Origin of the sequence: Sulfuricystis thermophila (assembly GCF_004323595.1) — a bacterium.
Taxonomy (GTDB): domain Bacteria; phylum Pseudomonadota; class Gammaproteobacteria; order Burkholderiales; family Rhodocyclaceae; genus Sulfuricystis; species Sulfuricystis thermophila.
In genome coordinates this window covers 703158-728307 of the sequence record NZ_AP019373.1, presented here as the reverse complement: position 1 = coordinate 728307, position 25150 = coordinate 703158, and the positions used below count along the sequence as shown (strand labels likewise).

24 protein-coding genes and 1 tRNA gene are annotated in these 25150 nt (G+C 65.2%); 6 read left to right on the top strand and 19 right to left on the bottom strand.

The window, feature by feature from the left end; all coding sequences use genetic code 11:
* Window positions 1-32: 32 nt before the first annotated feature.
* The 17 genes from hypF to M52SOB_RS03665 form a co-directional block, all read right to left on the bottom strand.
* Entirely contained in the window at window positions 33-2264 is a 2232-nt protein-coding gene (hypF, locus tag M52SOB_RS03745) for a carbamoyltransferase HypF (protein ID WP_284155184.1), read from the bottom strand.
* Window positions 2257-3129: a hydrogenase nickel incorporation protein HypB gene (gene hypB, locus M52SOB_RS03740; protein ID WP_131110635.1), complete on the bottom strand. Its 873-nt coding sequence runs from the start codon at window positions 3127-3129 to the stop codon at window positions 2257-2259. The genes hypF and hypB overlap by 8 nt, the downstream gene beginning before the upstream one ends.
* 3 nt (window positions 3130-3132) lie before the next feature.
* On the bottom strand, window positions 3133-3474 hold the full coding sequence (hypA, locus tag M52SOB_RS03735) for a hydrogenase maturation nickel metallochaperone HypA (RefSeq protein WP_131110634.1): 342 nt from the start codon (window positions 3472-3474) through the stop codon (window positions 3133-3135).
* Window positions 3475-3483: 9 nt separating this feature from the next.
* Window positions 3484-3951 (bottom strand): [NiFe]-hydrogenase assembly chaperone HybE, encoded by a 468-nt coding sequence (gene hybE / locus M52SOB_RS03730; RefSeq protein ID WP_131110633.1) that lies wholly within the window; start codon window positions 3949-3951, stop codon window positions 3484-3486.
* Between the two features lie 22 nt (window positions 3952-3973).
* Window positions 3974-4441, bottom strand: coding sequence for a HyaD/HybD family hydrogenase maturation endopeptidase (locus M52SOB_RS03725; protein WP_284155263.1), 468 nt, complete (start codon window positions 4439-4441; stop codon window positions 3974-3976).
* 10 nt (window positions 4442-4451) lie between these two features.
* Window positions 4452-6158: a nickel-dependent hydrogenase large subunit gene (locus M52SOB_RS03720; RefSeq protein ID WP_131110631.1), complete on the bottom strand. Its 1707-nt coding sequence runs from the start codon at window positions 6156-6158 to the stop codon at window positions 4452-4454.
* A 16-nt stretch (window positions 6159-6174) separates the two neighbouring features.
* A complete protein-coding gene (gene hybB / locus M52SOB_RS03715) occupies window positions 6175-7344 on the bottom strand; it encodes a Ni/Fe-hydrogenase cytochrome b subunit (protein ID WP_131110630.1) in 1170 nt (389 codons plus the stop codon).
* On the bottom strand, window positions 7341-8336 hold the full coding sequence (gene hybA, locus M52SOB_RS03710; RefSeq protein ID WP_131110629.1) for a hydrogenase 2 operon protein HybA: 996 nt from the start codon (window positions 8334-8336) through the stop codon (window positions 7341-7343). Before hybA ends, hybB begins: the two co-directional genes overlap by 4 nt.
* A gap of 1 nt (window position 8337) precedes the next feature.
* Window positions 8338-9543 carry a hydrogenase small subunit gene (locus M52SOB_RS03705; protein WP_172601736.1) on the bottom strand — a complete coding sequence of 402 codons (1206 nt, stop codon included), beginning with the start codon at window positions 9541-9543 and terminating at the stop codon, window positions 8338-8340.
* Window positions 9544-9742: 199 nt separating this feature from the next.
* The gene (locus M52SOB_RS03700; RefSeq protein WP_131110628.1) at window positions 9743-11101 is read right to left on the bottom strand and encodes a sensor histidine kinase; all 1359 of its coding nucleotides are present in this window, start codon (window positions 11099-11101) and stop codon (window positions 9743-9745) included.
* 43 nt (window positions 11102-11144) lie between these two features.
* Window positions 11145-12590 carry a nickel-dependent hydrogenase large subunit gene (locus M52SOB_RS03695; RefSeq protein ID WP_131110627.1) on the bottom strand — a complete coding sequence of 482 codons (1446 nt, stop codon included), beginning with the start codon at window positions 12588-12590 and terminating at the stop codon, window positions 11145-11147.
* Complete coding sequence (locus M52SOB_RS03690) at window positions 12587-13588, bottom strand: NADH-quinone oxidoreductase subunit B family protein (RefSeq protein ID WP_131110626.1); 1002 nt, start codon at window positions 13586-13588, stop codon at window positions 12587-12589. Before M52SOB_RS03690 ends, M52SOB_RS03695 begins: the two co-directional genes overlap by 4 nt.
* Window positions 13585-15009, bottom strand: coding sequence for a sigma-54-dependent transcriptional regulator (locus tag M52SOB_RS03685; protein WP_131110625.1), 1425 nt, complete (start codon window positions 15007-15009; stop codon window positions 13585-13587). The genes M52SOB_RS03690 and M52SOB_RS03685 overlap by 4 nt, the downstream gene beginning before the upstream one ends.
* A gap of 235 nt (window positions 15010-15244) precedes the next feature.
* The gene (locus tag M52SOB_RS03680; protein WP_131110624.1) at window positions 15245-16912 is read right to left on the bottom strand and encodes a hydrogenase maturation protein; all 1668 of its coding nucleotides are present in this window, start codon (window positions 16910-16912) and stop codon (window positions 15245-15247) included.
* The gene (hypD, locus tag M52SOB_RS03675) at window positions 16909-18042 is read right to left on the bottom strand and encodes a hydrogenase formation protein HypD (protein ID WP_131110623.1); all 1134 of its coding nucleotides are present in this window, start codon (window positions 18040-18042) and stop codon (window positions 16909-16911) included. Before hypD ends, M52SOB_RS03680 begins: the two co-directional genes overlap by 4 nt.
* The gene (locus tag M52SOB_RS03670; RefSeq protein ID WP_131110622.1) at window positions 18039-18290 is read right to left on the bottom strand and encodes a HypC/HybG/HupF family hydrogenase formation chaperone; all 252 of its coding nucleotides are present in this window, start codon (window positions 18288-18290) and stop codon (window positions 18039-18041) included. Before M52SOB_RS03670 ends, hypD begins: the two co-directional genes overlap by 4 nt.
* A 30-nt stretch (window positions 18291-18320) precedes the next feature.
* The gene (locus M52SOB_RS03665; RefSeq protein WP_131110621.1) at window positions 18321-19178 is read right to left on the bottom strand and encodes an endonuclease/exonuclease/phosphatase family protein; all 858 of its coding nucleotides are present in this window, start codon (window positions 19176-19178) and stop codon (window positions 18321-18323) included.
* 48 nt (window positions 19179-19226) lie between these two features.
* On the opposite strand from M52SOB_RS03665, the gene M52SOB_RS03660 reads away from it, so the two are divergent.
* The 6 genes from M52SOB_RS03660 (at window position 19227) to M52SOB_RS03635 (ending at window position 24532) form a co-directional block, all read left to right on the top strand.
* Window positions 19227-21020 carry an NAD(P)H-dependent oxidoreductase subunit E gene (locus M52SOB_RS03660; protein WP_131110620.1) on the top strand — a complete coding sequence of 598 codons (1794 nt, stop codon included), beginning with the start codon at window positions 19227-19229 and terminating at the stop codon, window positions 21018-21020.
* Complete coding sequence (locus tag M52SOB_RS03655) at window positions 21007-21738, top strand: 2Fe-2S iron-sulfur cluster-binding protein (RefSeq protein WP_348542200.1); 732 nt, start codon at window positions 21007-21009, stop codon at window positions 21736-21738. The genes M52SOB_RS03660 and M52SOB_RS03655 overlap by 14 nt, the downstream gene beginning before the upstream one ends.
* Window positions 21735-22283, top strand: a complete 549-nt coding sequence (locus tag M52SOB_RS03650; RefSeq protein WP_284155183.1) for an NADH-quinone oxidoreductase subunit B family protein — start codon at window positions 21735-21737, stop codon at window positions 22281-22283. Before M52SOB_RS03655 ends, M52SOB_RS03650 begins: the two co-directional genes overlap by 4 nt.
* Window positions 22276-23739, top strand: a complete 1464-nt coding sequence (locus tag M52SOB_RS03645; protein WP_131110618.1) for a Ni/Fe hydrogenase subunit alpha — start codon at window positions 22276-22278, stop codon at window positions 23737-23739. Before M52SOB_RS03650 ends, M52SOB_RS03645 begins: the two co-directional genes overlap by 8 nt.
* Window positions 23736-24176, top strand: coding sequence for a hydrogenase maturation protease (locus M52SOB_RS03640; RefSeq protein ID WP_131110617.1), 441 nt, complete (start codon window positions 23736-23738; stop codon window positions 24174-24176). Before M52SOB_RS03645 ends, M52SOB_RS03640 begins: the two co-directional genes overlap by 4 nt.
* An 89-nt stretch (window positions 24177-24265) precedes the next feature.
* Window positions 24266-24532 (top strand): hypothetical protein, encoded by a 267-nt coding sequence (locus M52SOB_RS03635; protein WP_131110616.1) that lies wholly within the window; start codon window positions 24266-24268, stop codon window positions 24530-24532.
* Between the two features lie 86 nt (window positions 24533-24618).
* Here M52SOB_RS03635 and M52SOB_RS03630 read toward each other — a convergent pair whose 3' ends face one another.
* Together M52SOB_RS03630 and M52SOB_RS03625 are read right to left on the bottom strand one after the other, a co-directional pair.
* Entirely contained in the window at window positions 24619-24915 is a 297-nt protein-coding gene (locus tag M52SOB_RS03630; protein ID WP_131110615.1) for an HU family DNA-binding protein, read from the bottom strand.
* A 92-nt stretch (window positions 24916-25007) separates the two neighbouring features.
* Window positions 25008-25094, bottom strand: a tRNA-Leu gene (locus tag M52SOB_RS03625).
* Window positions 25095-25150 lie beyond the last annotated feature (56 nt).

Below are 25150 nucleotides of genomic sequence, written 5' to 3'. Positions count from 1 at the left end.
TGCGCATAAATGGGGACGAAAGGGGCAGAGTATCAAGCCCGGCCGCACACACCCCGGCTGCCGGCCACCCAAGCCTGTCCGAGGCTCAAGCCGCCATCATTGGGCGGAAGGGCACGCGCTTCGATGAGCCGCACACCACGTTCGGCAAGGCTACTGCGCAGCGCCGCCGACAGCAAGCGGTTGAGCAGGCAGCCGCCGGCCGCCGCCACCGTGCGGAGGCCCGTTCGATGAGCCGCTGCCACCACCCAATCGACGAGCGCCGCCGAGAAGGTGGCATGGAACAGCGCCGCGCCGGCGGCGGCATCCTCGCAGTCTTCGAGGTAGGCGAACAGCGGCAGCAAGTCGAGCTCGCCCTCCAGCATCCGCCAGCCGTCGGCGAGCGGCGACACGGGACCATGCCGTGCCGCCAGGCCTTCGAGCAGCATCGCCGCCTGGCCCTCGTAGCTCTGTCTGCGGCGCACGCCCAAGAGCCCAGCCACCGCGTCGAACAGCCTGCCCGCGCTCGATGTCGTGGGGCAATGGAAGCCGCGCGCGAGCATCTGCGCGACGGTTGGCGCGGCCGGCTCGTCGGCGAAGCGCGTCGCGATCTCGCTGCCGTGCCCCAGGGCATGGAGGGCCGCCGCCGCCATGCGCCAGGGCTCGCGCGCCGCGACATCGCCGCCGGGCAGCGCGAGTGGCCGCAGGTGACCGAGACGCTCGAATCTCGCGCACTCGACGCGCAACAGCTCGCCGCCCCATGCCGTGCCATCGGCGCCGAGTCCCACGCCATCGAGCGCCAATCCCAGCACCGGCTCGGTCACACCATGCTCGGCGCAGACGGCGGCGATGTGGGCATGATGATGCTGCACACCAATGGCGTGGATGCCGCGTTCAGCGGCGAAAGCCGCGGCAAAACGCGTCGAATGGAAATCGGGATGCAGGTCATGGGCAACGCACTGCGGTTCGACCTCGAGGATGGATAGCAAATGGGCCACGGTCTCCTCGAAGAAGCCACAGGCGGCCGCGTTGTCGAGGTCGCCGACGTGCTGCGAGACGAAGGCCTCGTCGCCGCGTGTGACGCACACCGTGTTCTTGAACCAGCCGCCGACCGCGAGCACGGGCGGAATCTCGCGCGGCAGCCTGATCGCGCGCGGCACATAGCCGCGCGCGCGGCGGATGAACACCGTCTCACGGCGCACCGAATCGTCGCAGCGCACAACGATGTCGCGGTCGTGCAGCAGGAACGCATCGGCGATGCCGGAAAGCCGCGCCAGCGCCTCGTCGTTGCCGATCACCAAGGGTTCGCCGTGCGGGTTGGCGCTCGTCATCACCAGCGCCATCTCCGGCGCGTCGTGAAACAGCAGGAACTGGATCGGCGTGACCGGCAGCATCAGGCCGATCTCGGCGAGCCCCGGCGCGATGCCGGCCAGCTCCACTTTCTTTTCCAGCAGCACGATCGGCCGCTCAGGACCTTCGAGCAGTGCCGTCTCGCCAGCGCCGACTTTCGCATAGCGCGCCGCCTGCGCGACATCGGCGACCATCACCGCGAAAGGCTTTTCCTCGCGCTGTTTGCGTGCGCGCAAGGCGGCCACAGTCGTGCAGTTCGTCGCATCGCAGGCGAGATGAAAGCCCCCCAGCCCCTTGATCGCGACGATCTTGCCGGCTTCAAGCAAAGCCAGCGTCGCGGCAAGCGGATCGCCGGCGATGGGCCGTCCCGCTGCATCGAGCAACTGCAAGCGCGGCCCGCAATTCGGGCAGCAGATCGTCTCGGCATGAAAGCGCCGGTCGGCCGGATCGGTGTATTCGCGCGCGCAGTCGGGGCAGAGCGGAAATGGCGCCAGGCTCGTCTGCGGCCGATCGTAAGGCAGGCGCCGCGTGACGGTGTAGCGCGGCCCGCAGTGCGTGCAGGTGATGAAGGGATGGCGATGGCGGCGGTTGGCCGGATCGAAGAGTTCGGCCAGACAGTCGGCGCAGGTCGCGGTATCGTGGCCAATGGCCGTCATCACCTTGCCGCCGGCGCTCGCCACGATCAAAAAGTCGCGGCAACCGAGCCACTCGGTCTCTGTTGCGACGACCGCATCGACGCGCGCCAGCGGCGGGGCATCGAGTCTCAGTCGCGCCGCGAATTCATCGAGTCGTTCGCCCTCGGCGTGGATGTCGACGCCAACGGCATCATTCTTCACCCAGCCCTGGAGGCCGAGCGCGTGGGCGAGTCGCCAGACGAAAGGGCGAAAGCCGACCCCCTGGACGACACCCTTGACACGGATGCGATGGGCTTCAGGCACGGACCGCCGCAGCGCCCTTTTCGATCCAGGCCAACCACGCTGCCATGCCCTCGCCGGTCTTCGCCGAGACGCGCATCACCTCGATGAGCGGGTTGACGCGACGCGCATGGCCGATCGCTTTCTCGATGTCGAAATCGACATGCGGCAGAAGATCGATCTTGTTGATGAGCAAAAGCCGCGCGGCGCGGAACATGTCGGGGTATTTCAGCGGCTTGTCCTCGCCTTCGGTGACCGAGAGGATCACCACCTTGCCGGCTTCCCCCAGATCGAAGGCCGCCGGACAGACGAGATTGCCGACGTTCTCGATCATCAAGACGCCGCCCGGTTCGAGCGGCAACTGCTCGAGCGCGTGGCCGACCATGTGGGCGTCGAGATGGCAGCCCTTGCCGGTGTTGATCTGCACGGCCGGCGCCCCGGTGGCGCGGATGCGTTCGGCATCGACGCTCGTCTGCTGGTCGCCCTCGATGACGGCGACGGGCACTTTGCCTCTGAGCGCCTCGATGGTCTTGACGAGCAGTGTGGTCTTGCCCGAGCCCGGACTGGAGACGAGGTTCAGGGCGAGCACGCCGCGTGAGGCCAGACGCTCGCGGTTTTGCACCGCATAGGCGTTGTTCTTCGCCAGGATGTCCATCTCCAGCCGCACCGTGCGGCCATGATCATGCTCGGCAGGGTGCGGACGATAAGCGTGATGTTCATGGAAAGGATGCGGGTGCGCATGGTCGTGATCGCCGCCGTGGCCGTGCGCGTGGGCATGATCATGCGGATGGCTGTGCGTCGTGCCATCCGCATGGGTGTGTTCATGCTCATGCAGCGCATGGCCTTCGATCTTCGTCTCACCTTCTCCACAGCCGCAGGTCGTGCACATGGCTCACTCCACTTCCAAATCGATGACGCGCATCGCCGTGCCGCCGGTCACCTCGACCGGGAAACCACCGCAATGCGCACAGGGATCATATACGTTAGTGAGCGCCGTCTGCCTCCCGCAAGCAAGACAGCGCCCTTCGCCTGGAGTCGCGATCACTTCGAGCCGCGCGCCTTCCGCGACGCCCTCCCGCATCGCGACGTCGAAACAGAACTCGAAGGCCTCGCGCTCCACCCCGGAGAGCGCGCCGATCTCGACGCGCACAGACTTCACGCGCGTGAAACCTTCACGTGCTGCAGCCTCCTCGATCAGCTCGCGCACGCCTTCGGCGAGGGACATTTCATGCATGCGGAGATTCTAGCCGTCCAGCCCCAAAAACCGCCGCCGCCCATCCGAGACAGGCGCAGCGGGTTGGGCTTCTGATCTCACCGGCGGAATGTCGAGCGCGATCAGGCAGGCGCGCGCGGTGGCGAGCGCCGTCTCCTGGTCGGCGAAGGGCTGCATGTCGGAAATCAGCGGACAGGCGAGGTAGTCGCCCAGTCCCTCTTCGTGATTGGGCAGGAAGGCGAAGGTTCCCGCTGGATACTGACGGAAGGCGCGCTCCAATGGGGATGGCACGGGCCAGTCGGCGACGGCGGGCAGAAGCAGGAGCTGAATGCCCCAGGGCGTCAGCAATGCTCCGCGCCAGTCGTTTTCGTGGCGCGCAAAGCCGACGGCGGCGATGCGCAGCCGCGGATTGAGGAAGGGCAGCCCCGTCATGCGCTCCGTCTCGATGCGCCGGAAGGTCGCTTCGATGAGTGCGCTCGGATCTTCGTGATGAAACATGCCGTCCCGCCAGCGCCGACTTTTACTTGCGTCGGGGCGCCAGCCCCCGCTGCGAGAGCTCGATGACCGTTTGCGCCACGAGCTCCGGAACGCGCGCGGCAATGGTGGGCGAAAGTTCCATCGACAGCTCGAGCGAGAGCGGCTGCACGCCGAGGATCACCGTCTCCTTCGGCGCCGCGCCCATGAACTCGAGCGCGGCGAGCACGTCGGAAAGGCCGATGCCATGCGGCGAGAGATTGCGGCGGAAGAATACCGGCACGGCGTCGCCCTCCAATCGCACCCTTTCGCCCGGCGGCTTGCCGTCGTCGATCGCATCGATGACGAGCAGGAAGTCGAGATGGGAAAGCTCTTCGAGCATCTCCATGCTCGACGTGCCGCCGTCGATGGCGGCGACGCCCTCCGGCAGCACGTAGTCGCGGGCGAGCGCCTCGACGACGCGCACGCCGATGCCTTCGTCGGCGCGGATCGTGTTGCCTATGCCCAAGACCACCGCACGCAAATCAGACCACCTTCACCGTGACCTCACTGGTGTTGTCCTTGTCGGTGAGGTGGATCGCGCAGGCGATGCACGGGTCGAAGGAATGCACCGTGCGCAGCACCTCGAGCGGCTTTTCGGGATCGGCGATCGGATTGTCGAGCAGCGAGGCTTCATACGGCCCCGGCTCGTCTTTCTCGTTCCTCGGACAGGCATTCCAGGTCGAGGGCACGACGCACTGGTAGTTCTTGATCTTGCCGTCCTCGATGACCACCCAGTGGGAGAGCACGCCGCGCGGCGCTTCGTGGAAGCCCACGCCCATGACCTCGCCTTTCGGGAAGCTCGGCGGATTGAAGGTCTTGGTGTCGCCCTTGCCGATGTTCTCGACCAGCCGCTGCCATTGATCGGCCAGCTGGTCGACCATCACCGCGCAGCGCACCGCGCGCGCCGCATGGCGGCCGATCGTCGAATGCAGCGCATCGATGCCGACCTTGGTCTTGGCCAAGCTGGAGACGAGATCGAGCGCCGCAGTCGCATATTTCTTCGTCGGTTCATGGCCGGCGGCGAACATCGCCAGCACGTTCGCCAGCGGTCCCACCTGCGCCGGTTTGCCGTAGAAGGTCGGCGACTTGAGCCAGGAATACTTGCCATCGGCCTGGAAATCGGTGTATTTCGGCTTGGTCTCGCCCTGATACGGATGCAGCGGTTTCTGCGCGCTGTAGTCATACCACGAATGCTTGACCGATTCCTCGACGCCCTTGCCCCAGAACGCGTCGTCGAAGGCGGCAATCGGCTTGAACTTGGCGACATCGCCGCCCTCGATGTAACCACCGGGCAAAGCGAATTGCGTGCCCTTGGTGTCGAGGGGGATGTCCGGCACACAGAGGTAATTCGTCACGCCGGCGCCATATTTGGTCCAATCGGCGTAGAAGGCGCCCACCGCCGCGACATCGACGAGATAGACGTTCTTGACGAAATCGGCGAGTTCGTCGATCCAGCCCTTGATCGCCATCAGCCGCTCGACGGTGAGTACCGACTGAGAGTCGGTGGCGATCGGGTTGGCCACCCCGCCGACCGCGAGGTTCTGGATGTGCGGTGTCTTCGAGCCGAGGATCGAGACGATCTTGTTGGCCTTGCGCTGCACATCGAGCGCCTGCAAGTAATGGGCGACGGCGAGCAGATTCACTTCCGGCGGCAGTTTCATCGCCGGATGGCCCCAGTAGCCATTGGTGAAGATGCCCAGTTGCCCACCCCCCACGAAGCCGGCCAGCCGCTCCTTGACCGCGCGCATCTCGTGCTTGCTGTTGAGATGCCAGGAAGAAAGGCTCTCGGCCAGCGCCGCCGTCTTGTCCGGATCGGCTTTCAGCGCTTGCGTGACATCCACCCAGTCGAGGGCGGAGAGGTGATAGAAGTGCACGATATGGTCATGCACCGCATGGGCGAGGATGATCAGGTTGCGGATGTACTGGGCATTGAGCGGCACTTCGAGCTTGAGCGCGTTTTCCACCGCGCGCACCGAGGCGATCGCATGCACGGTGGTGCACACGCCGCAGATGCGTTGGGTGATCGTCCACGCGTCGCGCGGATCACGGCCCAGCAGGATCAATTCGACGCCGCGCCACATCTGGCCGGAAGACCACGCCTTCTTCACCCGGCCGCCATCGACATCGACGTCGATGCGCAGATGGCCTTCGATACGGGTGATGGGATCGATGGTGATGCGTTTGGACATTTTTTCTTTCCTCCGGTCAGGCTTCGCGCGGCAATACCGGGAAGCGGCGGGTGATGATGACGTAACCAAGGACCTCGATCGAGAACATGCCGACGGTGACGAGGATTTCGGTCAGCGATGGGAAGTAGCGGAAATTCACGCCCGCGGTTTCGGCGCCGATGACGGTCTCGTAACCGATCAGGAAACCGTTCAGGCGCAACAGCGAACCGCCGAGCATGATGACGAGGCCGGCGACGAACAGGCGCGCCGGATTGCGGCGCTGGGCTTCTGTCCCGATGAGCAGGAACGGCGCCACGAAACAAGCCGTCTCGAGCCAGAACATCAGCGCTTCGAGAGAAGGCGTCAGGGCGAGACCCATCACGCCGCGCCACAGCAAATCGGCGCAGCGCGCGACGAGATAGACCGCCACCACACCGAGCATGACCTTCGCCAGCGGGGTGAGCAGATGCATTTCGATCGAGCGCCGGTAAGCCGACGAGGCCACGCATGACTCGAACAACACCACGGCATAGCCCATGATGATCGCCGTGAGCAGGAACAAGAGAGGCACCAGCGGCGTCTGCCAGAGCGGATGCACCTGCGGGCCCATGACGACGAGCAGCGTGCCGAGTGAAGACTGGTGCATCATCGGCAGCAAGGTGCCCAGCGCGATGATCAGGAACATGATCTTCGACAGGCGGCGCTTGGCCTCATTCAGGCCGAATTTCTCGAAGAAGGTCGGCGCGAATTCGATCCACATCACGATGATGTAGAGCGTGATGCAGATCGCCACCTCGAACATCACCGAATTCGGGTTCGCCGACCACGGCCAGTACATGTTCCAGACGTTCCACCAGCGGCCGAGATCGACGATCACCGCGACACCCGCCAGCGTGTACCCAAAGAGGCTGGCCAGCAGCGCTGGTCGCACCAGTGGGTGATACTCCTGTTTGTTGAAGATATAGACCAGCATCGCCACCGAGAAACCGCCGCAGGCGAAGGCCGAACCGATCATCACATCGACGGCGATCCAGATGCCCCAGGGATAGCCGTCATTGAGGTGGGTGACGCTGCCAAGACCATAGAAAAACCGCACGGCAAGGATGGCGGCCATGATGGCGATCAGCACGCCAGCGGTGAGGGTCACGGCATTGAGCAGCGGCCCACCAACCGGCGCCGGCTTGGCGTGATGCGCATGTGTGCTCATTGCTCGCCTCCTTCCGCGGATTTGACGTTACGCTTGGCAACGAAAGTGAGCCCGGCCAATACCGCGATCGGCATCACGAGACCGCCATAGAGCGTGTGCTGGATGGTTTCCGACGTCGCCGCCGAAGAATAGGGCGGCAGTTTCGGCATGCCGACCTTCTCGAAGGGCACGCCGGAGAGCTTGAGCACCTGCGTGCCGCCGTACTCCTTCTCTCCGTAGATATGCTGCTGGTAATTGCCCACCACGCCTTCGTAACTCTGGTCGGGTTCCTTTCGCCAGCTGACGCCGGGCGCGGTCGCCTCACCCAGGCGGCCACGCGGGAAGGTGGTCACGGTGCCGGGCTTGAGCGCCAGCCGCCGCTTGGCTTCGGCAAGCAGGTCGGCAGTCTTGCCGAACAGCGTCGCGCCGGTCGGACAGACCTCGGCGCAGGCCGAGTAATGGCCGTCTTTGTGGCGATGGCGGCACAGCTCGCATTTGCCGATCCGCCCGGTCGGGCTGTCGTATTGGTATTTCGGGATGCCGAACGGGCAGGCGGCGACGCAGTAGCGGCAGCCGATGCACTTGTTCGGGTTGTATTTGACGATGCCAGTGACCGGATCCTTGGTCATGGCCGACACCGGACAGGCCGACACGCACGACGGATCGGCGCAGTGCATGCACGAGGTCTTCATGAAAGCATAACCGTTGATCTCGGCATCCTTCGTTTCCATCGTGCCGTTGCGATACATCTTGATGATGTTGAAGGTGTAGCCGCTGGTGTCGAGCGGCGTATCCCACAGATGATCGACGGTGTTGAACTCCGGCGGATTGCCGTTGGCTTCCTTGCAGGCGGCGACACAGGCCTTGCAGCCGACGCACAGCGTCGCGTCGTAAAGCAGTCCCAGCGCGCCTTCCGGCACCTTGTGGGTTTCACGCGCCGATGCCGTCCCGCCAGCGCCGACCAGCGTGCCGGCTGCCAGCGCGCCTTTCAGAAAATCGCGTCGCGTGGTCATCTCAGACCTCCGCTTTGGGTTTGGCTTCTTTGGCTTTTTCGAGCTCGGCGGCCTGATGCGACAGTCCGAGGTTCCTCGCCAGCATCGCCGCGCCTCCGGCCGCCGCGCCGGCGATCGCCGCCAGCGCCGCGGCGGAAGCGAAGCTCGAGCCTTTGCCGATATCCTCGCTGATGCGCGGATACTGCAAAGGCGGCGCGACGTTGAGCATCTTCGCCACGGTGTGAATCGGCTTGGTGAAACCCACGCCTTTCTCGGTGCAGCCGATGCAAGGATGGCCGCAGCCGACCGGCCAGTTGTTCTCCCCGGCATCGCCAAAGCCGATGGTCGGACAGTTGGCATAGGTCTCCGGCCCCTTGCAGCCGAGCTTGTATAGGCAGTAGCCCTTGCGATGCCCCTCGTCGCCGAAGGCCATCGCGAAGCGGCCGGCGTCGAAATGCGCGCGCCGCTCGCAGTTTTCATGGATCAGGCGGCCATAGGCGAACAGCGGTCGGCCGAGCTTGTCGGTGGCCGGCAGGGTGCCGAAGGTGAGGAAATGCACCGCGGTGGCGAGGAAGTTATAGGGGTTGGGCGGACAACCGGGGATCGTCACCACCGGCTTGCCGAGGATCTCGGCGACACCCGCCGAGCCGGTCGGGCTGGAATCCCAGCCGGAAATCGAGGGCACCGTCGAGGGCATGCCGCCCCACGAGGCGCAGGAACCAATCGCGATCACCGCCGCAGCATCCGCCGCGCATTCCTTGGTGAGTTCGATCGCGGTCTGGCCGCCGACCTTGCAGTAGATGCCGTTTTCCTTGGTCGGGATCGCGCCTTCGATGACGAGGATGTATTTGCCCTTGTTGGCCGCCATCGCCGCCTTCCGAGCCCCCTCGGCCTGATGGCCGGCCGCCGCCATCAGCGTCTCGTGGTAATCGAGCGAGATGACGTCGAGGATCAATTTTTCCAGCGTCGGGTGCTCGGCGCGCAGCAGCGACTCGGAACAGCCGGTGCATTCCTGGAAATGCAGCCAGATCACCGAGGGCCGTTTCGCCGACTCGATGGCCTGCGCCACCGCCGCTTCGGCGCCGACCGGCAGACCCAGGGTCCCCGCGAGTCCGGCACAGAATTTGAGGAAGTCACGGCGCGGCATTTGCAGACGCTGTTCCAGATCGTCCGGCCCACGCCAATCGAATTCATTGCGCAGGCCCGCGCTCGTCGTCGTAGCACTCATGATGGGTTCCCTCCTGCCCTCGATGTTTGTTCGGGTTTTGGATTACAGCGAGGCCTTCGCAGAAATCGTGCCAACGATGCAGCGAGAACTTAACGACGGCGAATCAGCCAGTTAAGATTTTCTTGGCACAGGGCGGCGACACCAAGTGGTTATCAGGTAAACATTGCAGATAACCACATCGAGGAAAAACTATTGGCGTTCAGGAGGCGTTCGCCAAGGGCAGCACGAGCCTGAACACGGCACCGCCGCGCGGATGGTTGGCTGCCGAGAGCTCGCCGCCGTGACGTTCGACGATGCCGTAGCTGATCGCCAGCCCCAGGCCAGTGCCCTGGCCGACCGGCTTGGTGGTGAAGAAGGGGTCGAACAGTCGGCCGAGGTGTTCGGGTCGGATGCCCGGGCCGTTATCATGAAACTCGACGACGGCCCGGCCACCATCGAGACGGCCGCTGATGGCGAGACGCGGCGTGGCAACTTGAGCGGTGGCGTCTGCCGCGTTTTGCACCAGGTTCATCACCACCTGCTGGATTTCGCCGGCATTGCCCTCCACCGCCAGGTTCTCGGGCAAATCCCGCACCACCTCGAGCCGTGCGCCGCTGCCCTTGCCGACCCAGTGAATGGCGCGTTCGATCACCTCGACGAGATCGAAACGCATGCGCTCGCCACTACCCTGCGCCGAAAACCTTTTCAGCGCATCGACGATGTCGCGCGTGCGCTCGGCCCCTTCGAGCATGCCGTCGATCAGCGCCGGCAGATCTTCGAGCAGGCGGTCGATGCGCAGCTCGGCACGCAAGGCATCGAGCGCCGGTCGGTCGCTGCCCCGATGCACCGCATCGAGGTAGCGCGTCAGGCGCTCGGCATAGCGTTTCATCACCACCGCATTGCCGTAGACGAAACTGATTGGATTGTTGAGTTCGTGCGCGACGCCAGCGACGAGGCGGCCGAGCGAAGCCATCTTCTCGGCATGCACCAGTTGTCGTTGCGCGGTTTGCAAATCCTCGTGCGCGCGGCGCAACGCCTGATAGGCGCGCAGCAATTCGCCGACCGGCCGGCCGGTGATGACGAAACCGAGCATCTTGCCTACGCCGTCGTAGCGTGGCGTGCAGTTCAACGACAGGGCGATTTCGCTGCCATTGGCCGCTTTGAGCAGCATTTCGCAATCCTGCACCGGGGCCGCACGCTGCTCGGCGAAGAGCCGGCTCGCCTTGGCGCGCGAAGCCTCATCGGCAAACAGATCGAACAGCGGGCGGCGTACCAGGGTATCCGCACTGCGGCCGAGCAGCGCCGAGAGCGCCGCATTGACGCTCTCGATCGTTCCCGCCCGGTCGCAGACGATCAGGATGTCCGACATCGACGCCAGCACGGAAGCGATGAATTGCTGCGATTCTTCCAGCGCGGCATTTTTTTCTTCCAGCGCCACTTCGTATTGCAAGAGGTCGTGATAGACCTCGTCCATCTTGCGGATGACGTCGAGCCAGATTTCCTCGCCGGCCTGTGCATCGGCGCGCGCGTAGCGTCGGGCAAGCTCGTCGGCCGGTGGAATCAGCGTGCCTTTTTTCATGAAGTACGAAAGTCGGCGCTGGCGGGACGGCAGGGAGCCATCATCAGTGCACCGTGCAGACCATGCAGGGATCGAAACTGCGCACCACGTGGTGCACCACCGCCGGGATCGTGCCCTGTTCGGGCACCGGCAGGCCGACCAGCGCCCGTTCCAGCGCACCGGGCTGGCCGTCGGCATCGCGCGGCGAAAAATTCCAGGTGGTCGGCGCGATGATCTGGTAGCCGCCGATGAGACCGTGGCGCACGGTGAGCCAATGACCGAGCGCACCGCGCGCCGCCTCGACGAAGCCCACGCCGAGACAGTTTTCCGCCAGCGGCGCCGGCATGCACCACGGTCCGTCAGGATCGCAAGCGTCGAGCCAGCGCTCCAGCGCCGGCACGACGCGCGCGAATTCCAGCAGCCGCGCCAGCACGCGCGCCCCGACCCCAGCGCCGCGGCACGCCACGAGGTCGCTCACCAGCGGCTGGCCATCGACGAGCTGGCGCGCCAGCGCCCCGGTCTCGCAAATCTCGCCATCCAGGCGCGGCGCCTTGCACCAGGAATAGGCGCCGGGTTTGTCGTAACGCGGCACGGTGCGCTCTTCTGCCGGTCTCTGTGCTTTGCCGCCGACATAGCGGGCGCAACTGACGTCCTCGCTCACCTGATGGGGAGCGAATGGCAACACCGTGCCGGCATGCCAGACCCCCGGCGCGAACAGGAACGCCCCGCCCCCTTCGTCGTAGGCGCCGACACTCAAGAAACGCGCGCCCGACTGACCCAGCGACCACAGATCGAGCCGGTCGGCGAGCTGCAAAAAAAGGCGCAGATCGCCCGCGCGAGCTTGCTTGCGCCAGCGCTCGAGCGCCGTTTGCCCGTCGAGCCCCGCGATGGTTTCCAGCGACGCGGCGAACAGCCGCGCTTCGAGAAAGGCGCGAAACTCACGCACGATGCGCCGCAGGCGGAAGATCTCGGACTCGGTGAGCGGCCGCGTCGTGCCGCCCGGCTGCACGGCGAGCGTATGCGGCCATTTGCCGGCCAGAAGCCCCATCGCCTGCATGAAGCGCGCGCGGGCGGCGAGCGCCTCCGTTTGGGCCTTGCCGCTTTGCGCACGGAACTGCGCACTGACCTCGGCATACCAGGATGCACCGGCGTATTCGGCGGCGGCGAAATCGGGCATGAAGAACAGATAGAAGTGCGTCAAATGATCGGCGAGATTCTCGACGGCGAGCGTCAGGTTGGCGGCAAGCCGCCCGTTCCTCGGCGGCGCGATCCCCGCGGCATCGGCCAGCGCACGCGCTGCGGCCGCCGACTGCGCTACCGAGCAGATGCCGCAGATGCGCGGCACGAAGACGAGCGCATCGAGCGGCGTCTTGCCTTCGAGGATCTGTTCGAAACCGCGATAGAGCGGTGAATTGACGAAAGCCGCGGCAACGTGCCCGCCTTCGACATCGAGCATGACTTCGAGATCCCCTTCGACACGATTGAAGGGACCGACGACGCGGCGTGTCATTTTTTCGACCGTTTGACGCTCGGCGCGCGCCGCAGGCGCTCGGCCGTGGCGTTTTCCTTGACGCGCGGCGGGGTGGCCGACTTGGAGAGCGCCGCCAGTGCGACGAACCAGGCCTTGGGCATGTCCGCCGGCAGGCCGATCGGAATGCCGGCCACCTTCGGCGTCGTGTTGAACGGGTGGCCGGGTTCTTCGAATTCCGGTTCGGTACAGCGGATGCAGGGAAAACCGCCACGCAGGCAGGAACCCTCGCCGTTCCACAGGCGCAGATTGCAGTCGGCATGCGCCTGGGTGCCCTTGCAGCCCAGGTTTTCCATCAGGCACCCCTGTTCGCCGGGATGTTCCGCGCCGGCCTTGAATTCGTAATACTCATTGCGCGGGCAACCGTGATGCACGAGACGGTCGGCGAAGAAACGCGGGCGGCCGAACTCGTCGAGGCCATCCGCTGTGAGACGACCCTGCGCGAGCATGGCCAGGGTCTCGGTGATCCAGTCCGGATGGGGCGGACAGCCGGAGACATTGACGACCGGCAGCCCCACTGCATCGCGGAAATAAGGCCCCAGCACCCCGCCGCCGATCTCGCCGTCATGCTGCAGCCCCGCGGCATCGGTCGGATTGCCGCCCGCGGCGGTAATGCCGCCAAAGGCCGCGCAACTGCCGATGGCGACGACGTGGCGCGCCCTCATCGCCAGGCGCAAGACCCAGTCGAGCATCGGCTTGCCGCCACCGAAGCAATGGAAGTTGCCGCTCGGCAGCTGATCGAGCCACGGGCCGCGCAGCAGTGCACCCTCGACACAGAGGATGTCGAAAGACCGAGCGCCGCTCGCGTAAGCCTCGATGAGCGCGAGCGCCTCGTCGCCGCTGGCGGCAGACAGGCTCGGATGCCAGACGAGCTCGATGCCTGCCTCGGCGAGCACCTCGAGGAGCGGGCCATGGGCGTAGCCGAGCCAGGAGAGCGTGCAGCCGCCGCAGCCGCCGGATTGCAGCCAGATCAGCTTCATGATTCCAGGAGACCCAGTCGTTCCAGTTTCATGCGCAAACCGACCCGCGTCAAGCCGAGCTCTGCGGCGATGCGCGACTTGTTGCCGCGATGACGCGCGAGCGCCTCGCGCAACACCTCGGTCTCGAAGGCCGCCAGGCGTTCCTTGAGCGTGCCAAGCTCGCCACCGGCCGGGCGCGGCGCCTGAATCGCATGCAAGCGGGGCGAGAGGAGCTCGGGGCCCATTTCATCTTCGCGCGCCAGCGCCAGCGCGCGGCGCACTTCGTTGGCGAGCTCGCGCACATTGCCCGGCCAGCGGTAGCGACACATCAGTTCGAGCGCGGCATCGGAAAACCGCCGTCCGCTCACACCCGACTTTTGCAGCAGGGCCGTGACCAGCAGCGGAATGTCTGCCGGCCGTTCGCGCAAGGGCGGCAGCGTCAGCGTGATGCCGGCGAGGCGGTAATAGAGATCCTCACGGAAGCGGCCGGCGAGCACGTCGGCCTCCAGATCGCGATGGGTCGCCGTGATGATGCGCACATCGACGCGCACCGACCGGCTACTGCCCACCGGCCGCACTTCTCCTTCCTGCAAGGCGCGCAGGAGCTTCACCTGCATCGCCGGCGAGGTATCACCCACCTCGTCGAGAAACAAGGTGCCCCCGTCGGCCTGCTGAAACAGGCCGACGCGATCCTCGTAAGCGCCGGTGAATGCGCCCTTCTTGTGGCCGAAGAGTTCCGCTTCGAGCAGGGTATCCGGCATCGCGGCACAGTTTTCGACCACGAAGGGACCCTCGGCGCGCGCACTGGCGTGGTGCAGCGCACGCGCCAAGAGCTCCTTGCCGGTGCCCGATTCGCCCTGCAGCAACACGGGCAGATCATGCGGGGCGATGCGCCGCGCCAGCTCGCAGACCGCATCGAGCGGGCTACCCGGCGCACGGATCAGCGCCTCGAAACTATCGCGCGCCGCAAGCTGCCGTCGCCGGGTCGCCACCCGCGCCGCGAGCTCATGCGGGCTCTCGCGCAGCTCGATCGACAGGCGCTGGTTTTCCTGCTGCAGGCGCCATATCTCGGCGGCGCTCTTCAGCGTCAGCAGCAACTGATCCGGATGCCAAGGTTTGAGCAGGTATTGCCAGATGCCGGCCTCGTTGATGCCGGCGATGATGTCTTCCACCTCGGCGTAACCGGAAAGGATCATCCGCACCGTATCCGGCCAGCGGCTGCGCACGCGCTTCAAGAATTCGACCCCGGTCAGGTCCGGCATGCGCTGATCGCACAGCACGATCTGGACGAATTCACGCTCCATCACGGCTTCCGCTTCCGCTGCGGAAGCAGCGGTGAGCACCTCGAAATTCTCATCGAGCGCGCGGCGCAGGGCTTCGAGCGAACGCGGTTCGTCATCGACGACCAGCACGACGGGCAACGCTGCAGGCGGTGGAGTCATCGTTGCTCAACGAACAGCCATGATTCATGAACCCCCACGGAGGATGAAACCGGTGCGCCGTTCGGCTCATGGTTCGCGCATGGGGCGGCCGTAGGGTTCGGGCGCGGGACAGCCACAACTCGGCTTGCCGCGAACAAGTGACATTCTTCCCCGCGCCCTTCACCGACGGCCGCCGACATGCGCTCACAAATCCCCTCACGGCCCACCGGTTTCCCTCCTTGAATCTGGGTTGAATTCACATACGATGCCGCGCCAAATGGCGCGGCGTCCAGGAATGCGGCGTCTTGGCGACGAAATGCCAGCGCGCCACATGGTAGCTCGGATCGAAGCCGTAAAAGTTGCGCCGCATCTGGGCGAGCTCCTCGGCGCGATAGGCGGCCAGCGGTTTGCGGGCCTCGTCGGCAGCGCGCCGCGCGCGCTTGGCGGCGATGCGCGCGGCAAAATCCTGCGCCAAGGCCGCGGCACGGCGCGCCACTTCGTCGCCAAATGTCGGCGCTGGCAGGACGGCATCGTAGAAGCCACACTCAACCGCTGCATAAGCCAGCATCGGCAAGCGATGGCGCATGATCGCCGCCGCACCCTCGCTGCCGACGCGCGGCGGCAACAGATAAGTCCAGAACTCCGAGCCAAAGAGATTGCCCATGTTCTTGTAATGCGGGTTGAGCACCACACCGTCCCTCACCCAAACCTCGTCGCAGGCGCGGGCGAGGAAACAGCCGCCCGCGCCGGCATTGCCAGAGAGCGCCGCGACCGTCAAATGCGATTCACAGCGGATGAGCGCTTCGGCGAGATCGTCGATGGCGTTGATGTTCGCCCAGGATTCATCGGCGGGGCTCGCCGCATGTTCGATCAGGTTGAGATGGATGCCATTGCTCCAAAAGTCGCGCCCGCCCATCAGCACGATGACGCGCGTCGGACGAGCCGTCGCCCACAGAAACGCCTCACGCAGACGCTCGCACTGCCGGGTGCTCATCGCGCCATTGTAGAAGTCGAAATGGAGGAAGCCGACCGCGCCATCCTCTTCGTAACGGATGTCCTGCCAGGTCGCATGATCGGCGCTCCACCAGCCAGCGAGCGGCAGCTCGGGCACGCCGGCAGCTTCGCGAGCGAAGGTCACCGTCGCCGGCAGCTTGATGCCCCCTGCTCGTTTCACATGGCCGATCCACACGGCGCCATCGACGGTGGCGCGACAAAGCGCCGTCTCGCGCCGGGCGATCACCGCACCGGGCTCGCCCTTGAGCCGCGTCTCCGGCCAGGCATCGTAAAGATGACAGGCGTGACCCAACAGGCTGTCCGCCACGCCGGGAAAACCGTCGGCCGCGTCGATCTTGCGCAGCACCGTTTGCATATCGTCGTTCTGCCAGTCGATCGCGCGATCCGCCTGCTTCATCAGCGGTCGTAGCCGCCCGCGCGCGTTGGGCCACTCATGAAGCGGCGTCGGTTTCTCGCCCCGCTTGAGCCGTTCGAGCGCAGAAAGCACCGCCGTCACCGACGCCTCGGTGACTTCCTGGCGATAGAGGCTGGCCTTGCGAGCGCGCCGCATCGGAAAGCTCGCCGTCGCCCAGATCGGCCCGGCATCCATCTCGGCCTCGGCCTGCAACACCGTGACACCCCACTCGTTTTCACCCTCCTGGATCGCCCAATCGAGCGCCGAGGGGCCGCGGTCACCGACGATGCCGGGATGGACGACCCAGCACAGGTGATGGCGCCAGATCGATGCCGGAATCGCGCGCTTGAGGAAAGGCGCGAGGATCAGGTCGGGCTGCCAGAGCGCGACCGCCTCCTCGCTCACCGCATCGGCGATGTCGAATTCCACCGACACCTCGTGGCCGCGCGCAGTCAGTTCGGCGAACAAACGCTGAGTGAGGCTGTTGAAGCTGTGAGTGAGAAAAAGGACCTTCATCCCGCGATCTCTTCGCGATGGCGGCCATAGGTGTAGTAGGCGGCGCAGGCGCCCTCCGAACTCACCATGCAGCTGCCGATCGGATTCTCCGGTGTGCAGACGGTGCCGAACAGCTTGCAGTCGCGCGGCTCTTTCACGCCGCGCAGGATCGCACCGCATTCGCAGGCCTTGTGATCCGGCACGGGATGATATTCGAGCCCAAAACGGCGCTCGGCATCGAAATCCGCAAACGCCTGCCGGATCGCCAGCGCCGAATAGGGAATCGTGCCCATGCCGCGCCACTCGAAACTGCGCCGCAGTTCGAACACCTCGGCGACGAGCGCCTGAGCCTTGACATTGCCCTCGCGCGACACCGCGCGCGTGAATTCGTTCTCCACCTCGCAACGGCCCTCATTGACCTGGCGGATCAGCATCAGGATCGCCTGCATCACGTCGAGCGGCTCGAAGCCGGCGATCACCACGGGCTTGCGGTACTCCTCGGCGAAAAACTCATAGGGCCGACTGCCGATCACCGTCGACACATGCGCCGGGCCGACGAAACCGTCGAGCGGCACCGTGCCCCAGCGCCGCACCTCGGGCGATTCGAGGATGCTCATGATGGCGGAGGGCGTCAGCACATGACAGCAGAGCACGCTGAAGTTGTTCACCCCTTCCGCCGCGGCCTGCTTGATCACCACCGCCGTCGGCGGCGTGGTGGTCTCGAAACCAATGGCGAAGAACACCACCTCACGTTGCGGATTCTCGCGCGCGATCTTCAAGGCATCGGCCGCCGAATACACCATGCGGATGTCGCCGCCGTGCGACTTGGCTTTGAGCAAGGACAAACCAGCGGAGGCCGGCACGCGCAGACAGTCGCCATAACTGCAGAGGATGGCCTGATGTCTGAGCGCGAGTTCGATCGCCATGTCGATGCGACCGATCGGCAGCACGCACACCGGGCAGCCCGGTCCATGCACCATGCGCACGTTGGCCGGCAGGAGATCGGTGACGCCATAGCGCGAAATCGCGTGGGTGTGGCCGCCGCAGAATTCCATGAAGGCATACTGGCGCTCCGGCCGCGCCGCGGCGGCAATCGCCGCCGCAAGCCCCTTGGCGAGCTCACCGTCACGAAACTCGTCGATGTATTTCATGCGCTGCCCGCCGCGCCATCCTGCGCAGCCACCAGATCGCCCATCTCGGCGAACAGCGCGAGCGTCTTCTCGGCCTCTTCCGGATTCAGCTTGTTGAGCGCAAAGCCGACATGCACGATCACGTAATCACCGACCGCCACATCCTCCACCAAAGCAAGCGAAATGGCTTTCTTGACGCCGCCGAGATCGACGATGGCAGTCTCCGGATCGGGCATCTCGACGACGCGGGCAGGGATGGCAAGGCACATGGATCCACTCCAGGAAGCTTTTTGCCGATTCTAATCCGCCAACCTCAACACCACCGGCTGATGATCCGACGCGGTGCTGCCGAGATCGACCTCGACACCCGTCACCCGCTCGGCGATGTTTGCGCCGACGAAGAAGATGTCGTAGCAGGCCGGGGCTTCGACATAGCGCCGCTCATGGACGCCGAAAGTCGGCGCTGGCGGGGCGGCACCGTGCACGACGCTCCAGGCATTGACGAGTGCCGGCGCATCATGCGTCGCGGTGAGCGCTGCCTGCTCCGGCGCGCCGACCGGCGCGTTGAAATCGCCACAGATCACACAGCCCTCGCCGCGCGGCAGCACCGCGAACGGCGCGTCGGTATCCGCCGCGGAACGAGGCGAAACGGCATGGCGCCAGCCGGTATCGGCGATCGCTCGCAGCGCCGCACATTGCGCTGCACGCTGGCTCGCCGAGTAATACTCGAGATGCGTGGTGATCACGCGCAATGCGCCGCCGGGGAATTCCGGCGCCTCGATCACCGCTTCGACGGCGATGCGCTGCATGCTGGGCACTGCGGCTTCCGCCGGCCAGGGCAGGAGATGACGGAAAATTTGCAGCATGGGCCGCCGCGAGAGGATCAGGTTGCCAAACAGCCGCCGGCCGCCCAGACCGTCCGGCAAATCGCTGTCGGCGCCGAAGGCGGCCTCGTAACCAAGAAACAGGCCGCGCAGCACCGCGACCTGGTCGAGCTGACCCGGCGGCATCCCGGCCAAGCCAGGGTGATTCACCGCCACTTCCTGGAAGCAATAGACCTCGGCATCGAAGTTGCGCGCCTCCTCGGCGATGCGCGCCAGATCGACGCGGCCATCGAGCCCGCGGCCCCATTGGATGTTCCAGCTCAGGATGCGCATCGCCGTCCTTTCCCGAAAATGACACGAAACTGGATTATGCTAGCAGCCATGAACCGCCTCGACGCAATCGACCGGGTGCTTACCCGTCACCATCACGACGGCACTCGTCTGATGCAGATCCTGCGCGAAACCCAGGAAGCGCTGGGCTGGCTCGCGCCTGAAACCATCACCCGGATCGCCCAGGGCGTCGGCTGGCCGCGCGCCAAGGTCGAGGCCACCGCGGCGTTCTACAGTTTTTTCCATCTACGGCCGCGCGGCCAATACTGCCTGCTCTGGTCGGACAACATCATCGACCGCATGGCGGGCAGCCAGGACTTGATGCAGCGGCTGTGCGAAGCGCTGTGGCTCGAACCGGGACGGCTGTCCGAAGACGGTCTGGTATTCGTGCATACGACCTCGGACATCGGCATGGGCGACCAGGGGCCGGCCCTGCTGGTCAATTACCGCACCGTGACGCGGATGACGCCCGAGCGGGTCGACGCGATGGCTGCACTGATCCGCGACCGTGTGCCACTCGCCGAGTGGCCGGCGGAATGGTTCCGGGTGGAGGACAATCTGCGCCGCACTGGCCCCTTGCTGGGTGAGGCGTTCGTGCCGGGCGCGGCGCTTTCGGCAGCATGGGCGCGCGGGCCCGAAGCGCAGCTCGCCGAAATCGCCGCAGCGGGTCTGCGCGGCCGCGGCGGCGCGGGCTTTCCCACCGCACGCAAGTGGCAGGCCTGCCGCGATGCGCCGCTCGAAGCCGGCCAGACACGCGTCGTGGTCTGCAATGCCGACGAAGGCGAGCCCGGCACGTTCAAGGATCGCGTGTTGCTGAATTCCTATGCCGATCTCGTCTTCGAAGGCATGACGCTCGCTGCGTTCGTCGTCGGCGCGCGGCGAGGATTCCTCTATCTGCGCGGCGAATACCGTTACCTGCTCGAAGCCCTCGCAGCCGTCCTCGAACGGCGGCGCGCGCAGGGACTGCTCGGCAGAAAGATTCTCGGCCGGGATGGCTTCGATTTCGACATCGAGATCCACCTCGGCGCCGGCGCCTACGTCTGCGGCGAGGAATCCGCGCTGATCGAGTCGCTCGAGGGCAAGCCGGGCCGGCCGCGCCTGCGGCCGCCGTTTCCGGTGACGAAGGGCTACCTCGGTCAGCCGACGATCGTCAACAACGTCGAAACCTTCGCCTGCGCCGCGCGCATCGCGGAACAGGGCGCGGCCTGGTTCGCCGCGATCGGCACGCCGCAATCGACGGGCAGCAAGCTGCTGTCGATCTCCGGCGACGTCGCGCATCCCGGCGTCTATGAGTTTCCGTTCGGCGTCACGCTGGCCGAGGCGCTCGATGCCGCCGGCGTGAGAAACTGTGTGCAGGGCGTGCAGGTCTCCGGTCCTTCGGGAACGACCTTGAGCGGCGAGGAGCTCGACCGTCGGCTGTGTTTCGAGGACGTGCCCACCGCCGGCGCGCTGATGGTTTTCGATTGCACGCGCGACATGTTCGAGGTGGCGAGGAATTTCGCGCATTTCTTCGCCCACGAATCCTGCGGCTTTTGCACCCCCTGCCGTGTCGGCACGCAGATCAATGCCCGGCTGATGGACAAGATCGCCGCCGGCCGCGGTTCGCAATACGACCTCCAGGAACTGCCGCGGCTCCATCGCTTGCTGGCGGGCACCGCCCACTGCGGCTTGGGTCATTCGGCCTGCAATCCGATCTTCGAGACGCTGACGAAATTCCGCCCGGCGTATGAACGGCGTCTCAAATCGCTCGATTTCGAACCGGCCTTCGATCTCGATGCGGAACTGTCCCAGGCGCGCCAGATGACCGGCCGCGACGATGCCGGCGCGCACCTTGCCGAAAGCTGAAACGATGGCGAATGCAGAGCGCTTTTTCCTCGACGGCGTGGCGGTACCCTTCACCCCCGGACAGACCCTCCTGCAGGCGGCTCACGCCGCCGGGCGCTACATTCCCCATCTGTGCTGGCATCCGGACTACAAGCCGCATGGCTCGTGCCGGCTGTGCACGGTGAGCATCGGCGGCCGTCTCGTCTCGGCCTGCACCACGCAGGCCATGAACGGCATGGAGGTCGCCAACCGTACCCCCGAGCTCGATGAACAGCGCCGCATGCTATTGCAGATGCTGTTCGTCGAGGGCAACCATTTCTGCCCTTCCTGCGAGAAAAGCGGTCAATGCCTGCTGCAGGCCACCGCCTACGAGCTGGGCATGATGGGGCCGCATTTCGATCATTTCTATCCCAACCGGCCGGTCGACGCCTCGCATCCGGACGTGCTGCTCGACTTCAACCGCTGCATCCTCTGCTCGCTCTGCGAGCAGGCCTCGGCGCGCGACGGCAAATTCGTCTTCGTGATGGGCGGACGCGGCATGCGTGGCCGCAAGGTGATCATCAACAGCGCATCCGGGCGGCTCGCCGACACCGATTTCGCGCTCACCGACCACGCCGCGAACGTCTGCCCGGTCGGCGTGATCCTGAAAAAGCGCGTCGGCTTCGGCGTCCCGTATGGCCAGCGCAAATACGACCTCGCCCCGGTCTCGCTTGCGCACCCAGAGGAGGAAAAACGGTGAACGACACCCGCAAGCTGCGTGTCGCGACCACCTCGCTGGCCGGTTGTTTCGGCTGCCACATGTCGTTGCTCGACATCGACGAGCGGTTGTTCACGCTCCTCGAACTGGTCGAGTTCGACCGCACACCGCTCACCGACATCAAGCGCTGCGGCCCCTGCGATCTCGGCATCATCGAGGGCGGTGTGTGCAACGCGGAAAACGTCCATGTGCTGCGCGAATTCCGCAAGAACTGCAAGATCCTCGTCGCCGTCGGCGCCTGTGCGGTGAATGGCGGTCTGCCGGCGCAGCGCAACCATCTCGACCTGCGCGACATCCTCGAAGCGGTCTATGAAACCGAAGGTGGGCTCGCCCGCGGCGCACACATTCCGAACGATCCCGAACTGCCGCTGCCGCTCAACCAGGTGCACCCGATCCACGAAGTGGTGAAGGTCGATTACTTCCTGCCCGGCTGCCCCCCATCCGGTGATGCGATCTGGAAATTCCTCACCGACCTGATCGCCGGACGCACGCCGACATTGGGACACGGCTTGCTGCACTATGACTGACGCCCCACTCAAACGCATCGCCATCGATCCGCTCTCGCGCGTCGAAGGGCACGGCAAGGTGACGCTGCTGCTCGACGAGCACGAGCGCGTGTGTCAGGCACGGCTGCACATCGTCGAATTCCGCGGCTTCGAGAAATTCATCGAAGGGCGCCCGTATTGGGAAGTGCCAGTGATGGTCGAGCGCCTGTGCGGCATCTGCCCGGTCTCGCACCATCTGGCCGCCGCCAAGGCGATGGACATGATCGTCGGCAGCCGCATCCCGCCGACCGCCGAGAAGATCCGCCGCCTGATGCACTATGGCCAGATCCTGCAATCGCACGCGCTGCATTTCTTCTATCTCGCCTCGCCCGACCTGCTGTTCGGTTTCGATGCCGAGAGGGCGAAGCGCAACATCGTCGGCCTGGCGGCCAGCCATCCCGAGATCGCCCGCAAAGGCGTGCTGATCCGCAAATATGGCCAGGAAGTGATCCGCCTGACGGCCGGCAAACGCATCCACGGCACCGGCGCCATCCCCGGCGGCGTCAACAAATCGCTCAGCCAGGACGAACGCGCCGCGTTGCTCAAAGACATCTACACCATCATCGGCTGGTCGCGTGAGGCCGTCGAGCTCGTCAAGCGCCTGTTCGAAACCCATCGCGAGCACTACCGCGATTTCGCCCGTTTTTCCGCGCCGGCGATGAGCCTCGTCGCCCCTTCGGGGGCGATGGACCTCTATGAGGGCGGACTCCGTGCGCGTCTGAGCAATGGTGCGACACTGTTCGATCATGCCGACTACCGGCGCTATTGGGAGTTCATCGGCGAAGACGTGAAACCCTGGAGCTACATGAAATTCCCCTTCTTCAAGGCCCTGGGCGATGCCGAGCGCGGCTGGTACCGTGTCGGGCCGCTGGCGCGCGTCACGCTCTGCGACTTCATCCCGACGCCGCTGGCCGACCACGAACGCCGGGAATTCCTCGCCTTCGACGACGGTCGGGCCGCCGGCGCCACGCTGGGCTACCACTGGGCACGCATGATCGAAATGCTCCATGCCGCCGAGACCATCAAGGAACTGCTCCACGACGAGGACATCTGCGGCAAGGAATTGCTGGCCAGCGGCGAGCGGCAGGAGCGCGGCGTCGGCGTGATCGAAGCGCCGCGCGGCACGCTGATCCACCACTACCGCGTCGATGAAAACGATCTGGTGATCCGCGCCAACCTGATCGTCTCGACCACCCACAACAACCAGGCGATGAACGAGGCGATCCTTGCCGTCGCCCATCAGTATCTCGACGGCCAACAGATCACCGAAGGCCTGCTCAATCACGTCGAAGTCGCGATCCGCGCCTTCGATCCCTGTCTGTCCTGCGCGACCCATGCGCTGGGCCGGATGCCCCTCGAAGTGGAAATCCTCGGCGCTGACGGCACGGCACGTGAGCGGCTGGTGCGCGATCCGCTTGGCCGTTGTTTGCACCCTTGACCGCGCCCATCCTGATCTTTGGTTGGGGCAATCCTTCGCGCGGCGACGATGCGCTGGGGCCCATGCTTGTCGAGCACATCGAAGCGCTGAGACTGCCAGGGATCGAGTGTCTCACCGACTTTCAACTGCATCCGGAGCACGCGCTCGATCTCGCCGGCCGGGAGCGCGTGTTGTTCGTCGATGCCAGCATCACGGCCACGGCGCCTTACGCCGTCGAGCGCCTGACCTCGGCCCCGGCCGTGGCACCTGACTTCACCCATGCCCTCGATCCGTATGGCCTGCTACGCGTTTATGAAGATTTTTACGGCACCCCGCCACCGCCCTGCTTTCTGCTGCAGATCCGCGGCGAGTCCTTCGCGCTGGGTGCCCCTTGTTCGGCGGCTGCGCTGCGTCACCTTGCCGCAGCGCTGCAATGGGCTACGAAATGGTTAAAATAACTACGAGTCAACTTTTTCTTCGCTGGAGAGTTATCGATAGCGAAGTTTTCGTGCAACTCACAACCCTTCGTCACTAAAAGGAAACCACCATGAATAAATCTCTCCTCCTCGTTACCCTGACTGCTCTGGCCCTGGCCGCCTGCGGCAAGACTGAAGCTCCGCCTGCCCCGGCCCCCGCGCCTGCTCCGGCTCCGGCCGCTGCTCCGGCACCCGCCCCGGCTCCGGCTGACGCCGCCAAGCCCGCCGAAGGCGCTGCGCCTGCCGCCGCTCCGGCCGATGCCGCCAAGCCCGCCGAAGGTGCTGCCCCGGCTGCCGCTCCGGCCGACGCCGCCAAGCCCGCCGAAGAGAAGAAGTAATTCTTCGGTCGCTGCGCCTCGCACGAGGCGCAGCAGCAAAAAGGCCAGCCCGCGGGCTGGCCTTTTTGCATTTCGAAATCTGGCGATTACTTCTTCTTTGCGGCCTTCTTGCCTGCAACGGCGGCCTTGAAGCTGGCGCCCGCGGTGAACTTCGGCACCGTCGTGGCGGGAATCTTCAACGGAGCGCCCGTCTTCGGGTTCTTGCCAGTACGCGCAGCGCGTTTGGCCGGTTTGAAGGTGCCGAAACCGACGAGGGTGACGGTCTCGCCTTTGGCAACCGCCTTGACGACGGCATTGATGGCGGCGGACAGGGCACGGTCGGCTGCAGCCTTGGAAATGTCGGCGGCTTTCGCGGTGGCTTCGATCAGTTCGGATTTGTTCATGGGCATGCTCCTCGTGTTTGTGTGGGTTGATGTGCGGTTTGAAAAACCGTGCCAGCTTACCTAAAGCTTATTCCCTTGAAAAGCATTATTTTTGGTGCCGAGAGAGGGACTCGAACCCTCACAGTGTCACCACCGGCGGATTTTGAGTCCGCTGCGTCTACCGATTCCGCCATCTCGGCAAAGATGGACTTTCATTTTATCGTTCAAAATCCGCCGCGGATTTTGGCTTCGGCCG